A 13,722-nucleotide genomic window follows, 5' to 3' on the forward strand; every position below is an offset into this window, starting at 1 on the left:
TGCTTGTGCCATGACAACCTCTTTCCAGATCTCCCGACGTGCGCAGGCGCTGACCAGTTCGGCGATTCGTGAAATCCTCAAGGTGACCGAGCGGCCGGAGGTCATTTCATTCGCCGGCGGCCTGCCATCGCCGGCGACCTTTCCGGTCGAGCGCATGCGCGCGGCCAGCGATCAGGTATTGCGCGATGCACCGCAGGCCGCCTTGCAATACGGGCCCACCGAGGGCTACGCGCCATTGCGCGAATGGGTGGCGGCCCGGCTCAGTCGCGATGGCGCGGCCGTCCGGCCCAGTCAGGTGCTGATCACCACCGGGTCGCAGCAAGGCCTGGACCTGCTGGGCAAGGTCTTCATCGACGAAGGCAGCAAGGTGCTGGTGGAAACGCCCAGCTATCTGGGCGCGTTGCAGGCGTTCTCGTTGTTCCAGCCCACGTTTGTCGGCATGCCATCGGACGACGAGGGTGTGGTGGTGGATGCGCTGGAGCCGGCGCTGCTGGCCGATGCGCGTTTCCTGTACTGCCTGCCCAATTTCCAGAACCCGACCGGGCGGCGCTTGCCGTTGGCGCGACGTCGGGCGCTGGTGGCGCGCGCTGCCGAGGCAGGCGTGCCGCTCGTCGAAGACGACCCGTACGGCGAGCTGTACTACAGCGGACAGCCGCTGCCGAGCCTGCTGTCGATGAATCCGGACGGCGTGATCTACATGGGCTCCTTCTCCAAGGTGCTCGCGCCCGGTCTGCGGTTGGGCTATGTGGTGGCGCCGGAGGCCGTGCTGGGCAAACTGATCCAGGCCAAGCAGGCAGCCGATCTGCATACGCCGTCGTTCACCCAGCGCGTGGTCTACCAGACGCTGCAGGACGACTTTCTGGATACCCACATCCCGCAGATCCGCGCGCTGTATGCGCGCCAATGCAGCCTGATGCTGGAAGCGCTGGACAGGCATTTTCCGCCCCAGGTGCAATGGAATCGCCCCGAAGGCGGCATGTTCCTGTGGGTGAGCCTGCCGCCCGGGCTGGACGGTACCGCACTGCTGGCGCGCGCCATCGCACGCAATGTCGCGTTCGTGCCCGGCGCACCGTTTTTTGCGACGCTCCCGCAAGCCAACACCCTGCGGCTGTCGTTCGTCACCGTGCCGGGCGAGAAGATCGATGCTGGCATCCAGGTGCTCGGCGAGGTGCTGCGCGAGGCGCTGGCCGAGCTGCCGGGGCAGGGCGCATGAGCGCGCCCGCTACGCTGCAGGACGTGCCGACCGCAACGCGGATCGATAGCGTCGCCATCGGCGTGGCACGCGACTTCACGCGCCCCGGCAGCCGCAGCGCGATCGACAAGCGCGCCGTGCGGGGTTCGGTGCAGATTGCGGTGGACGGTCTGGCCGGCGACGAGCAGGGCGACCGGCGCGTGCATGGCGGGCCGGACAAGGCGATCCATCACTATCCGCGCGACCACTACGCCGCCTGGCGCAGCGAACTTGGCGCGCATGCGCTGCTGGAAGCTGCCGGCGCCTTCGGCGAGAACCTGAGCAGCACCGGCCTGACCGAGGCCACGGTCTGTCTTGGCGATCGCTTTACGTTGGGCACGGCGGTAGTGGAGGTCTCGCAGTTGCGCCAGCCATGCTGGAAGCTGTCGGACCGCTTCGGCGTGCGCGGGATGGCGCGCCGGGTGCAGGACAGCGGACGCACCGGGTGGTATTACCGCGTGCTGCAACCCGGCGCGGTAACAGCCGGCGACATGCTCACGTTGCAGGAGCGACCGCATCCGCAATGGACATTGGCCCGCCTGCAGCAGGTGCTGTACGCGCGCACCGTCGATACCGCCGCGATCTCCGATGTGCTGACGTTGCCACTGGTGCCCTCGTGGCGCGCGTTGTTCGAGCGTCGCCTGCAGCGCAGCGAGGTCGAAAGCTGGGCCAAGCGTCTGGACGGCATGGACGACTGAGCAAACGTCGCCCCGGTCGATGTGAGCGGCAATCCCTCACCCAAGCGCCACACCATCGCAAGCCCCTCCTCGCGCTCCCAAGCCACACCCCACCCAAGAACCGCCAAACCCCGCCAGCCGCTCAGCCATAGCACACCGCTCTTACGATTCCCGATTCCCGAATCCCGATTCCCGAATCCCAGCACCTTGTGCAACCCACACCGCATCGCTAGCCTGCGGTCATGACAACGTCTCCTGTAAAAGTGTTGATCCACGGTGCCTCCGGGCGGATGGGCAAGGCCTTGTTGCGCCTGGCGGCCGAAGACGATGGCTTGCATGTCGTCGGCGCAGTGGTGGGGCGCTCGCCCTCGCAGCGGGTGGTCGACGGCGTGCCGTTCTTTGCCGCCAGCGAGCTGGGCGGTGCGCCGGCCTTCGATGTGGCGATCGACTTCAGTCTGCCGCAGGGCTTTGCGCCGGTCCTGGCGTTGTGCACGCAGCGCGGCAAGCCGCTGGTCTCCGGCACCACCGGGCTGGACGAGGCGCAGCGCGCCGCCTTGCTCGATGCCGCGCGGCAGATTCCGCTGGTATGGGCGTCCAACTTCAGCCTGGGGGTGGCGGTGCTCACCGAATTGGTCGAGCGCGCCGCCGGCACCTTGCCCGGATGGGACTGCGACATCATCGAAGCCCATCACGTGCACAAGCAGGACGCACCCTCCGGTACCGCACTGACGCTGGGCGAAGCGGCCACCGGCAGCGGTGCGCAACCGCGCTTTGCCAGCCTGCGCGCCGGCGATATCGTGGGCGAACACACGGTGCAGTTCACCGGCTTGGGCGAACGGGTGGAGCTGGTGCATCGCGCAACCAATCGCGACATCTTCGCGCGCGGCGCCCTGCATGCAGCCAAGCGCCTGATCGGGAGGCCGGCCGGTAGCTACCGGGTGCGCGACCTGGTGCTGTAACGCGCCACGCAACCGCGCGTGAACGGTTGCCAGGCGCGGCAGCGTATTCATGCCGCTCCGGCGCGGCGTCTGCCGCTTCGGCTGCGCGACAGGGTGGCATGCGGGGGCACTTGCCTTTACAATTCTCGCTTGCCCGAACCAGCGTCGGACCGGTCCTCAGCACCGCGTCCGCGCTTTGCTGCAACCGGAATTTGGCCGGAAGCGCATCGGAGTCCCAGGCAGCCAGAGCGAGACCCCACGTGACCCAACCCGCAATCCTTGTCCTCGAAGACGGCACCGTGTTCGAGGGCGAATCCGTAGGCGCCAACGGGCTTTCCGTCGGTGAAGTGGTGTTCAACACCGCCATGACCGGTTACCAGGAAGTCCTGACCGATCCCTCCTACGCCCGCCAGATGGTCACGCTGACCTATCCGCATATCGGCAACACCGGCTTTACCGATCAGGACGACGAAGCCCGCAAGATCTGGGCCGCCGGCCTGATCGTGCGCGATGTGCCGCGCCGTCCCAGCAACTGGCGCAGCCAGGTGGCCCTGCCCGAATGGCTGCAGGCGCGCGGCGTGGTGGCCATCTCCGGCATCGACACCCGCAAGCTGACCCGTTTGCTGCGTGAGAAGGGCGCCCAGAACGGCGCGCTGATGGCCGGCGAGATCGACATCGAAAAGGCATTGGAAGCCGCGCGCAAGTTCCCCGGCCTGAAAGGCATGGATCTGGCCAAGGTGGTTTCCACCGAGACCAGCTACAGCTGGCAGGAAGGCTCGCTGGATCTCAACTCCGACACGTTCGTGCGGGCCGAGCTGAAGCACAAAGTTGTTGCTTACGATTACGGCGTCAAGCTCAACATCCTGCGGATGCTGGCCGACCGTGGTTGCGACGTCACCGTGGTACCGGCGCGCACGCCGGTGGCCGAGGTGCTGGCACTGCAGCCGGATGGCGTGTTCCTGTCCAATGGCCCGGGCGACCCGGAGCCCTGCGATTACGCCATTGACGCGATCAAGGAGCTGGTCGCGCAGAAGGTGCCGACCTTCGGCATCTGCCTGGGCCATCAGTTGCTGGCGCTGGCCGCCGGCGCGAAGACGGTGAAGATGGCCACTGGCCATCACGGCGCCAACCACCCGGTGCAGGATCTGGATGGCGGCCGGGTGATGATCACCTCGCAGAACCACGGTTTTGCAGTGGATGAAAGCAGCCTGCCGGCCAATGTGCGGGTGACCCACCGTTCGCTGTTCGATGGCACCAACCAGGGCATCGCACTGACCGACGCACCGGCGTTCTCGTTCCAGGGCCACCCGGAAGCCTCGCCCGGTCCGCGCGATGTGGGGCCGTTGTTCGATCGGTTTGTGGAGTTGATGGCGGCACGCGCCTGATGAAAGCAGGGCTGGCCTCGCTGCCGCACACACGCCATTGGCGGGTGTTCGCGTTGGCGATGCTGGCGCTGTCCGCGTATCCGGCGTTCGTGTTGATCGCGGTGTATTCGCAGTGGATGGGATCCGGCCTCCCGGGCGGACGCAACGGCCCGGCCGATGCCTACCGGCACAGCCTTGCAAGCGCCATCGTTGCCTACACCTTGTCTCCGCGTTGCGTGGATTGGGTGACTGCCGTGATGGAGCGCGGTGGCGTTGGCACTCCGAGCCGCGCGATGGATGCGCACAACAACGGGATTGGCGCGCGCATCGGCGCCGCCGCTCCGAGCTGGGCCGCGATGCAGCGAGAGGTTCGCGCCGCGGTCGACCATGGCGCGATCGACGCCCGATCGCCCGACCAAATTACCTGGCTCGCCGCAACGGCGTGGCAGGACCGACTTTACTGAGGACCCCCATGCCAAAGCGCACCGACCTAAAAACCATCCTGATCATCGGCGCTGGTCCGATCGTCATCGGCCAGGCCTGCGAGTTCGATTACTCCGGCGCGCAGGCGTGCAAGGCGCTGCGCGACGAGGGCTACCGGGTGGTGCTGGTCAACAGCAATCCGGCCACCATCATGACCGACCCGAACATGGCCGATGCCGTCTACATCGAGCCGATCAACTGGCAGACGGTCGAGAAGATCATCGCCAAGGAAAAGCCCGACGCCCTGCTGCCGACCATGGGCGGGCAGACCGCGCTGAACTGCGCGCTGGATCTGGCCGACCACGGCGTGCTGGAGAAGTACAACGTCGAGCTGATCGGCGCCAAGCGCGAAGCGATCCGCATGGCCGAAGACCGCGAGCTGTTCCGCGTGGCGATGGGCGAGATCGGCCTTGAATGCCCCAAGGCCGAAGTGGCGCACACGCTGGAAGAAGCGCTGGATATCCAGACCCGCGTCGGCTACCCCACCATCATCCGCCCCAGCTTCACCCTGGGCGGCAGCGGCGGCGGCATCGCCTACAACCGCGAAGAGCTGATCGAGATCGTCGGTCGCGGCCTGGAGCTCTCGCCGACCACCGAAGTGCTGGTGGAAGAGTCGGTGCTGGGCTGGAAGGAATTCGAGATGGAAGTGGTGCGCGATACCGCGGACAACTGCATCATCGTCTGTGCCATCGAAAACCTCGACCCGATGGGCGTGCACACCGGCGACTCGATCACCGTGGCGCCGGCGCAGACGCTCACCGACAAGGAATACCAGCGCCTGCGCGATGCCTCGATCGCGGTGCTGCGCAAGATCGGCGTGGACACCGGCGGTTCCAACGTGCAGTTCGGCATCAGCCCGACCAATGGCCGCGTTGTCGTCATCGAAATGAACCCGCGCGTGTCGCGGTCCTCGGCGCTGGCCTCCAAGGCCACCGGCTTCCCGATCGCCAAGGTCGCCGCCAAGCTGGCGGTGGGCTACACGCTGGACGAATTGCGCAACGAGATCACCGGTGGGCTGACCCCGGCCTCGTTCGAGCCGTCGATCGATTACGTGGTCACCAAGATTCCGCGCTTCGCTTTCGAGAAGTTCCCGCAGGCCGACGCACGCCTGACCACGCAGATGAAGTCGGTGGGCGAGGTGATGGCGATGGGCCGCACCTTCCAGGAATCGCTGCAAAAGGCCTTGCGCGGACTGGAAACCGGCAAGATCGGGCTGGACCCGACCGGCCTGGACCTGAGCAGCGAAGACGACATCGCCGCGCTCAAGCGCGAGCTCAAGGCACCGGGCCCGGAGCGTCTGTTCTATGTCGCCGATGCATTCCGCGCCGGCATGACGGTGGACGAGGTGTACGCGCTGTCGTTCATCGACCCCTGGTTCCTGGACCAGATCGAAGAGCTCATCAGCCACGAACAGCAGCTGGCCGACGATGGCATGCCGGCACTGGATGCGGCGCGTCTGCGCACGCTCAAGCGCGCCGGTTTCTCCGATGCGCGTCTGGCCGAGCTGATCGGCAGCAACGAAGAATCGGTGCGCACGCTGCGCCGCGCGCTCAAGGTGCGCCCGGTGTACAAGCGCGTTGACTCGTGCGCGGCCGAGTTCGCCACCAGCACTGCATATCTGTATTCGACCTACGAGGACGAATGCGAAGCGCTGCCGACCGGTCGCGACAAGATCATGATCCTGGGCGGTGGGCCGAATCGCATTGGCCAGGGCATCGAGTTCGACTATTGCTGCGTGCATGCGGCGCTGGCGCTGCGCGATGATGGCTTTGAAACCATCATGGTCAACTGCAATCCGGAAACCGTCTCCACCGACTACGACACCTCCGACCGTCTGTACTTCGAGCCGCTGACGCTGGAAGACGTGCTGGAAATCGTCGAGCTGGAACAGCCCAAGGGTGTGATCGTGCAGTACGGCGGCCAGACGCCGCTGAAGCTGGCGCGTGCGCTGGAAGCCAACGGCGTGCCGGTGATCGGGACCTCGCCGGATTCGATCGATCTGGCCGAAGACCGCGAGCGTTTCCAGCAATTGGTCGACAAGCTGGGCCTGAAGCAGCCGCCGAACCGCATTGCCCGCAACGCCGACGAAGCCTTGGTGCTGGCGCGCGAGATCGGCTACCCGCTGGTGGTGCGCCCGAGCTACGTGCTGGGCGGCCGCGCGATGGAAATCGTCTACGGCGAATCCGACCTGGCACGCTATGTGCGCGATGCGGTGAAGGTCTCCAACGACTCGCCGGTGCTGCTGGACCGCTTCCTGGACAACGCGGTGGAAGTGGACGTGGACATCATTGCCGACAAGGACGGCAACGTGCTGATCGGCGGGGTGATGGAGCATATCGAAGAGGCCGGCGTGCATTCGGGCGATTCGTCGTGCTCGCTGCCGCCGTATTCGCTCTCGCCGCAGACCCAGGCCGAACTGCGTCGCCAGGTGGTGATGTTGGCCGAAGGCTTGAACGTGGTCGGCCTGATGAACACCCAGTTCGCGGTGCAGGTCAACGATGCCGGCGACGACATCGTCTATCTGCTCGAAGTGAATCCGCGCGCCTCGCGTACCGTGCCGTTCGTGTCCAAGGCCATCGGCATGCCGCTGGCCAAGATCGCCGCCCGCTGCATGGCCGGCAAGACGCTGGCCGAGCAGGGCGCCACCAAGGAAATCGTGCCGGATTACTACTCGGTGAAGGAGGCGATCTTCCCGTTCGCCAAGTTCCAGGGCGTCGACCCGATCCTCGGGCCGGAAATGCGCTCCACCGGCGAGGTGATGGGCGTGGGCCGCAGCTTCAGCGCCGCGTTCGCACGTGCGCAGGAAGCCGGCGGCATCAAGGCGCCGCCCGTGGGCAAGGCGTTCGTGTCGGTGCGCGACCCCGACAAGCAGCGCGTGTTGCCGGTGGCCCAGGCGCTGGTAGAGCGTGGCTTCACCCTGGTGGCCACGCGCGGCACTGGTGCATGGCTGCAGCAGAACGGGCTGAGCTGCGAGATCGTCAACAAGGTGGCCGAAGGCCGCCCGCATATCGTCGATTCGATCAAGAACGGCGAGATCGTCTATATCGTCAATACCACCGAAGGTCGCGCTGCCATCTCCGATTCGTTCTCGATCCGGCGTGAAGCGTTGCAGCATCGCGTGACCTATTCGACCACTGTCGCCGGCGCCAAGGCGCTGGTGCATTCTCTGGAATTCCGCGGTACCGGCCCGGTCTGGTCGCTGCAGGAACTGCACAAGGAGCTTCAAGCATGAGAGCACCCATGACGGCAAAGGGCGCGCAACGTCTGCGCGAGGAACTGGACCAGCTGAAATCGGTCAAGCGCCCGGCAGTGATTGCCGCAATCGCCGAAGCGCGTGCGCACGGCGACCTGAAGGAAAACGCCGAGTACCACGCCGCACGCGAGCAGCAGAGCTTCATCGAAGGCCGCATCAAGCAGCTGGAAGGCGAGCTCTCGCATGCCGAGATCATCGACATCACCAAGTTGTCGGCCGGCACCAAGATCGTGTTCGGCGCCACGGTGACGCTGGCCGATACAGAGACCGATGAAGAAAAACGCTACCAGATCGTTGGCGACCTGGAAGCGGACATCAAGATGGGCCTGATCGCGATTTCCTCGCCGCTGGCGCGTGCGCTGATCGGCAAGCTGGAGGGCGATTCGGTCACCATCGATGCGCCGGCCGGCCAGCGCGAGTACGAAGTGGTCAGCGTCGCGTACCTGGACTGAGCGGCAATACCGCGCGATGACCACCGCCACGCTGCTGCTGCCGGAAAAACGCCGTCTGCCCGGAGCCCTGGGCAATGCGCTGGTGGCGCGTGCCTTGGCGCGCGCCGACCAGCAGCAGGCCGTAAGTGGTGAGGTGGCGCAGCTGCAGCGCCATTTCACCCTGACCCCGGCGCACTGGCCGGTGGCTGCGTTGACCCGCCAGCTGGATGCCGGCGATGCCGCCGGCGCCACCTGGGTACGTGCCGACCCAGCCTATGTGGTGCCGGACATGCAGGGCGCCCGTCTGATGGGCTATGGCGAAGCGCTCGGCCCCACCGCCGAGGATGTGGCGGTGTTGCTGCCGCTCCTCAAGCCGATGTTCGGCGATGCCGGTTTCCTGCTCGACGCACCCACGCCATCGCGCTGGTATCTGCGGTTGTCCCCGGACGCGACGTTGCCGGATTTCGTGCCGCCGGATGTCGCAATCGGCGACGACCTGTTCGAGCATCTGCCGGCAGGCGATGCGGGCCGGCGCTGGCGTGCCTTGCTGACGGAGGCGCAGGTGCTGCTGCATCAGCATCCCTGGAACGAGGGCCGCGTGGCCAGCGGCAAGCCGGCGATCAATTCACTGTGGTTCTGGGGTGGCGGTGTGCCGCCGCATGCAGTGACATCGCCGCATCGTCAGGTGCGCAGCCGCGAATCGTTGCTGCGTGCGCTGGCGCTTGCCGCCGGTGCCGATGCGCAGGGCGAACAGCGCGTGGATGCGCTGGTGGACCTGCGTCATCTGCGTTCGTTGCAGCAGTTCAGCGACGACGCGGTGGCGCCGTTGCTGGCGGCAATGGCGCGCGGCGAACTGGATCGGCTGGTGCTGGATTTCCAGGACGGCGAAAGCGTGTCGCTCACGCATGCGCAACGTTGGCGTTTCTGGCGCAAGCCACGGGTACAGCTGGCGCAATGACGTCGAGTCCGCGGATCGTCCGGCGCCCCTCCGGGCAGGCCGGCAGTTGGCCCGATGCCATGTTGCCGCTGCTGCGCCGCATCTATGCCGCGCGCGGTGTTACCGACGCGCAAGGCGCGCAACCGCGACTGGGCCAGTTGTTGTCGCCGGAACTGCTGCATAACAGCGGCGTGGCCGCCGAGCTACTGGCCGATGCGATCGCACAGCAACGGCGCATCTTGGTGGTGGGCGATTTCGATTGCGATGGCGCCACCGCCTGCGCGGTGGGCGTGCGTGGTTTGCGCATGCTCGGGGCGCTGGATGTGCACCACGCCGTGCCCAATCGCATGGTGCATGGCTATGGCCTGTCGCCGGCGTTGGTCGACGAACTGGCCGCGCTGCAGCCGGATGTGCTGGTCACCGTCGATCACGGCATCGCCTGCCATGCCGGTGTGGCCGCAGCCAAGGCGCGCGGCTGGACGGTGCTGGTCACCGACCACCATCTGCCGGGGGAGGTGTTGCCGCCAGCCGATGCGATCGTGGACCCGAACCTGGCCGAAGACAGCTTTCCCAGTAAGACGCTGGCCGGGGTCGGCGTGATCTTCTACGTGTTGCTGGCCTTGCGCAGCGCGCTACGCGCACGCGGTGCATTTGCCGACCGCAGTGAACCCGATCTGTCGGTACTGCTGGATCTGGTGGCCGTCGGCACGGTGGCCGACCTGGTGCCGCTGGACACCAATAACCGTGCCCTGGTGTCGGCCGGCCTGCGTCGGCTGCGCGAGGGCAAGGGCTGCATCGGCTTGCGTGCCTTGATCGATGCCAGCGGCCGCGATGTGGCGCGGCTGAGCGCCAGCGATATCGGGTTTGCGCTCGGGCCACGTCTCAATGCGGCCGGTCGGCTCGAGGACATGGCACTGGGCATCGAGCTGCTGCTCAGCGAAGACTGGGGCCGCGCGCGCGAGATTGCCGGCACGCTGGAAGAAATCAATGCCGAGCGCCGTGCGGTGCAGCAGCTGATGACCGACGACGCCGAGCAAGCCGTCACCAAGGTGGTGCTGGATGCCGATGGTGCGTTGCCGATGGCCGCCTGCCTGTTCGATGCCGACTGGCACCCGGGCGTGATCGGCCTGGTCGCCTCCAAACTCAAGGACCGGCTGCACCGTCCGGTGATCGCGCTGGCGCCAGCGGAGCCCGGCAGCAGCCAGCTGCGTGGCTCGGCGCGGTCGATCCCCGGCCTGCACATCCGCGATGTGCTGGCGGCGGTGGATGCGCGCCATCCCGGCCTGATCCAGAAGTTCGGTGGCCATGCGATGGCTGCCGGGCTGAGCATCGATCACGCGGCGCTGGCCACCTTCGAACAGGCCTTTCAAGCACAGGTGCAGGCGATGGTGGACGCCTCGCTGCTGCATGCCGAATTGCAGAGCGACGGCGAACTGGCTGCGCACGAACTCGATCACGTGCATGCCGAAGCGCTGCGCGTGGCCGGGCCGTGGGGGCAGGGTTTTCCCGAGCCATTGTTCGATGGTCGGTTCGAAGTATTGCAATACCGTGTGCTCAAGGAGCGCCATCTCAAACTGACCTTGCGCTGCCCCGGCCGGCCCGAGCCGCTCAACGCCATCCACTTCAATGGCTGGCGCGGCAGCGAGCCCGCGCGCGTGGTGCGGCTGGCGTACCGTCTGGTCAGCGACGACTACCGCGGCGGCACGGCGGTGCAGTTGATCGTCGAACATTGCGAGCCGGCGTCGTCATCTGGGTGAGTGCGCCGCCGGGCCTGGGCGGCGTTGGCAGTGCAACCTGCTGCGGCCGCGGCATGCCGCGCGCAGGAGCTGACGTTCCGGCTTGCGCCTGTCGGTTTACTTGCTGACCTCGGCCACCACGGTGGGCAGTTCCCATGCACCGCCGGCGGCCACCAGCCGGCACAGGCCGGATGTGGATTTGGAGGTCTGTACAAAGCGGCGGCCATCCCAGGTCCAGCGTTCTTCGCCATAGCAATCACCCAGGCCGCGGCCCTTTTGCGACGACAGGATGGTCGAGCCATCCAGCTCGCTGGCGTGCAGGGTGATCAGGCTTGGTGCAAACGGCGCGCGCGCATTGATTACCCAGAAGCCGGTGCCAACGTTATAGGCGCCCATCCAGCAGTCGGTCGACACCAGCAGCTTGTCGCTGCTCAGGCGGGTGATGGTCAGCGGTTCGGCGGCTTCGCTGGTGTCCAGTCCCTTGCACTCCTCATCGGCGGGAAGCGTGGCACGCAGTGCTTGGTACAACGCCGGCAACGTGCCCAGGCGCGTATCGCCCGCCTGCGCTGCGACGAGCCTGGCCTCGCGGACCTGCGGTGCCGGTAATGGCGGCAGTACGGCGGAGTCGTCGCGGTCGCCCTTGCGCACCAGCGCGCCGCGCGTGCCGAGCCGGCCCTGGAATTCATCCATCTTCAACAGCACGGCCGACGCGCCCTTGTCGGACAGCTGCCAGCGGCGGCCATCGTTGCCGAGTGCGACGATCGAGCTGCTGCGCGGCAACGCCGCCAGCAATGCGGCGATCTGCGCGCTGCTCAGCGATGCGGTGCCGCTCTTGCTGTCCAGCACCAGCTTGCCCTGGGTCCGCTGGTCGATCTGCAGGCTGAGCGAGGCCGGCAGCTTGAGCTCGTCGTACTGGCCCAGCATCAGCTCTGCGGTGACTGCCTCACCGGCACCGGCCTTGCGGGTCAGTAGCACCGACACCGGCAAGTGCTCGCCTTCGTCGGGCTGGTATCCGGCGGCACGACAGGTGCGGGTGTTGTCGCAGGCGATGGTCCAGTCGTCATGGGTAAAGTCGACGCTGGTGGCCGGTGCGGCATGGACGAACGTGGGGCTGAGCAACAATGCCGCAGCAAGCAGGGCGGGACGCATCGTGGTTCCTTCAACGCAGGTCGGGCGGGCATCTTGCGGTGCCATCTGTCATGCGTCCAGCCGGGCCAGCGACAGGCGGTGAACACGATTCATCGGGTAGCACGTCGCCTCGCAGCAGCACTGGATGCAGGTAGTGGTGGAATTCGATTCCGGTGTCCTGCGCATGCACCTGCTCGTTGACGAGTACTCCGTATCGCCCCGCGATCGCTGCCTGCGGTATCGCGCACGCCAACGCGTTTGCATGACGAGGCAGGACCGTGCCGCGCGCCATTACGCCGTCATCGCTGGTGTGGTCTGGGGCGTGCGGGTCTCCGGCGCGTGCATCGTCATGCCGAACAACGGCCGCAGCCAGCGCACGCGGCGGATCAGATATTCGTGCGACAGCAGGCACCCCGCCACGGTGGCAAGCAGCACCAGCGCCGGCTCCAGCCAGGGGCCCAAGTGCAGCGGCGCCAGCCAGTACAGCGCCAGGATGATCAGGCTTTGATGCAGGATGTACCAGGAGAACACCGCCTGGGTGCAGTACGGCAGCCAGGCAAACGGGCGATTCAGACGCTGTCTTGCCCAGCCCAGCAGCGTGAGCAGGGCCAGCCAGGTATAGGCTGCACGTGCCAGTCGTTCCACCACGTCCCAACGTACCGTCGCCAGCATGTCGGACAGCTGTGCAGGATCGAGCGTACGCCCCAGATGCCGGATGCCCAGCTCGAGCGTGATCGCCAGCAGCGCCGCGATCAGGGTCGGCCAGCGCAATTGCACAACCCAGTCCCAGAAGCGTGCGCGATGGGCCAGCACATACCCGAGCACGAACAGCGGAAACGATTCGGCATGCACGAACCAGTCGCCAACCAATGCATGGGTCGGCGGATGACGCGGCATCACCCACAGCACGCAGAAGGCTTCCCACAGGATGGGGACGAGCAGCAGGGCCGTGCCCGCAATGGAGCTGGGCAGGCGCGGCAGGGTGACGGGCAAGGCGCGGCCCAGCGCAATCATCACCATCAACACCAAGGTGTAGGGCAGCAGATAGGCCAGGTACCACAGGTGGTTCCAGGTGATCCCGTGCTCCCAGCCATCGAAGCTGCCGGCCGGCCACGGCCGCAGCTGCCAATAGCGCAGCAGAAAGCTGCCGAACCCGGGGACCACCTTGCCGTTGCTCACGCCCTGGCAGTAGGCCTGCACTGCCACCACGACGAACATGCCGAACACTAGTGGCGGCAGCAAGCGCCCGCAGCGCCGCCACGCGAACTGCCACGGCGCACGCTCGGCCCGCGCCAGGCCAATCGCCATGCCCGAGATCAGGAACAGCAGCGGCATCCGCCAGCGGTTGAGCGCAATCATCGGCGGCTGCAGCCAGTCGGTGGTGTAGGCGCTCTTCAGGTGGAAATCCCAGCCGGCCACGTAGGCCATGCCTACGTGATAGAGGATCAGCAGGGCGAAGGCGAAGACGCGCAAGGCATCGATATCGTGGTGGCGCTCGGTCATGGTGCGGTCGGTAACGGAAGAAGTGGGTGCATCCTGCCCGC

Annotated in this window: 11 protein-coding genes; 9 read left to right on the forward strand and 2 right to left on the reverse strand. The window is 66.6% G+C overall.

What is annotated here, in order from left to right; all coding sequences use genetic code 11:
* Positions 1-10 precede the first annotated feature (10 nt).
* The 9 genes from RZV17_RS09385 to recJ all read left to right on the forward strand — a co-directional run bounded on the left by RZV17_RS09385 (position 11) and on the right by recJ (position 11,071).
* Positions 11-1,213, forward strand: a complete 1,203-nt coding sequence (locus RZV17_RS09385) for a PLP-dependent aminotransferase family protein (RefSeq protein WP_166750927.1) — start codon at positions 11-13, stop codon at positions 1,211-1,213.
* Positions 1,210-1,929, forward strand: coding sequence for an MOSC domain-containing protein (locus tag RZV17_RS09390; RefSeq protein WP_355608847.1), 720 nt, complete (start codon positions 1,210-1,212; stop codon positions 1,927-1,929). The genes RZV17_RS09385 and RZV17_RS09390 overlap by 4 nt, the downstream gene beginning before the upstream one ends.
* Before the next feature lie 221 nt (positions 1,930-2,150).
* Entirely contained in the window at positions 2,151-2,867 is a 717-nt protein-coding gene (dapB, locus tag RZV17_RS09395) for a 4-hydroxy-tetrahydrodipicolinate reductase (RefSeq protein ID WP_047696246.1), read from the forward strand.
* A 239-nt stretch (positions 2,868-3,106) separates the two neighbouring features.
* The gene (gene carA / locus RZV17_RS09400; protein WP_355608851.1) at positions 3,107-4,231 is read left to right on the forward strand and encodes a glutamine-hydrolyzing carbamoyl-phosphate synthase small subunit; all 1,125 of its coding nucleotides are present in this window, start codon (positions 3,107-3,109) and stop codon (positions 4,229-4,231) included.
* Positions 4,231-4,674 carry a hypothetical protein gene (locus RZV17_RS09405; RefSeq protein ID WP_166748510.1) on the forward strand — a complete coding sequence of 148 codons (444 nt, stop codon included), beginning with the start codon at positions 4,231-4,233 and terminating at the stop codon, positions 4,672-4,674. Before carA ends, RZV17_RS09405 begins: the two co-directional genes overlap by 1 nt.
* A gap of 8 nt (positions 4,675-4,682) precedes the next feature.
* Positions 4,683-7,925 carry a carbamoyl-phosphate synthase large subunit gene (gene carB, locus RZV17_RS09410; protein ID WP_047696240.1) on the forward strand — a complete coding sequence of 1,081 codons (3,243 nt, stop codon included), beginning with the start codon at positions 4,683-4,685 and terminating at the stop codon, positions 7,923-7,925.
* Positions 7,926-7,933: 8 nt separating this feature from the next.
* Positions 7,934-8,398 carry a transcription elongation factor GreA gene (greA, locus tag RZV17_RS09415; RefSeq protein WP_172797366.1) on the forward strand — a complete coding sequence of 155 codons (465 nt, stop codon included), beginning with the start codon at positions 7,934-7,936 and terminating at the stop codon, positions 8,396-8,398.
* A 16-nt stretch (positions 8,399-8,414) separates the two neighbouring features.
* The gene (locus tag RZV17_RS09420; protein WP_166750930.1) at positions 8,415-9,335 is read left to right on the forward strand and encodes a phosphoglycerate mutase; all 921 of its coding nucleotides are present in this window, start codon (positions 8,415-8,417) and stop codon (positions 9,333-9,335) included.
* Positions 9,332-11,071 (forward strand): single-stranded-DNA-specific exonuclease RecJ, encoded by a 1,740-nt coding sequence (gene recJ / locus RZV17_RS09425; RefSeq protein ID WP_355608857.1) that lies wholly within the window; start codon positions 9,332-9,334, stop codon positions 11,069-11,071. The genes RZV17_RS09420 and recJ overlap by 4 nt, the downstream gene beginning before the upstream one ends.
* Before the next feature lie 96 nt (positions 11,072-11,167).
* Here recJ and RZV17_RS09430 read toward each other — a convergent pair whose 3' ends face one another.
* Together RZV17_RS09430 and RZV17_RS09435 are read right to left on the reverse strand one after the other, a co-directional pair.
* A complete protein-coding gene (locus tag RZV17_RS09430; protein ID WP_184374217.1) occupies positions 11,168-12,199 on the reverse strand; it encodes a DUF1176 domain-containing protein in 1,032 nt (343 codons plus the stop codon).
* Positions 12,200-12,469: 270 nt separating this feature from the next.
* On the reverse strand, positions 12,470-13,681 hold the full coding sequence (locus tag RZV17_RS09435) for an acyltransferase family protein (protein ID WP_355608861.1): 1,212 nt from the start codon (positions 13,679-13,681) through the stop codon (positions 12,470-12,472).
* Between the last annotated feature and the right edge of the window lie 41 nt (positions 13,682-13,722).

Origin of the sequence: Xanthomonas cannabis, assembly GCF_040616535.1 — a bacterium.
In the GTDB taxonomy this organism is placed as follows: domain Bacteria; phylum Pseudomonadota; class Gammaproteobacteria; order Xanthomonadales; family Xanthomonadaceae; genus Xanthomonas; species Xanthomonas cannabis.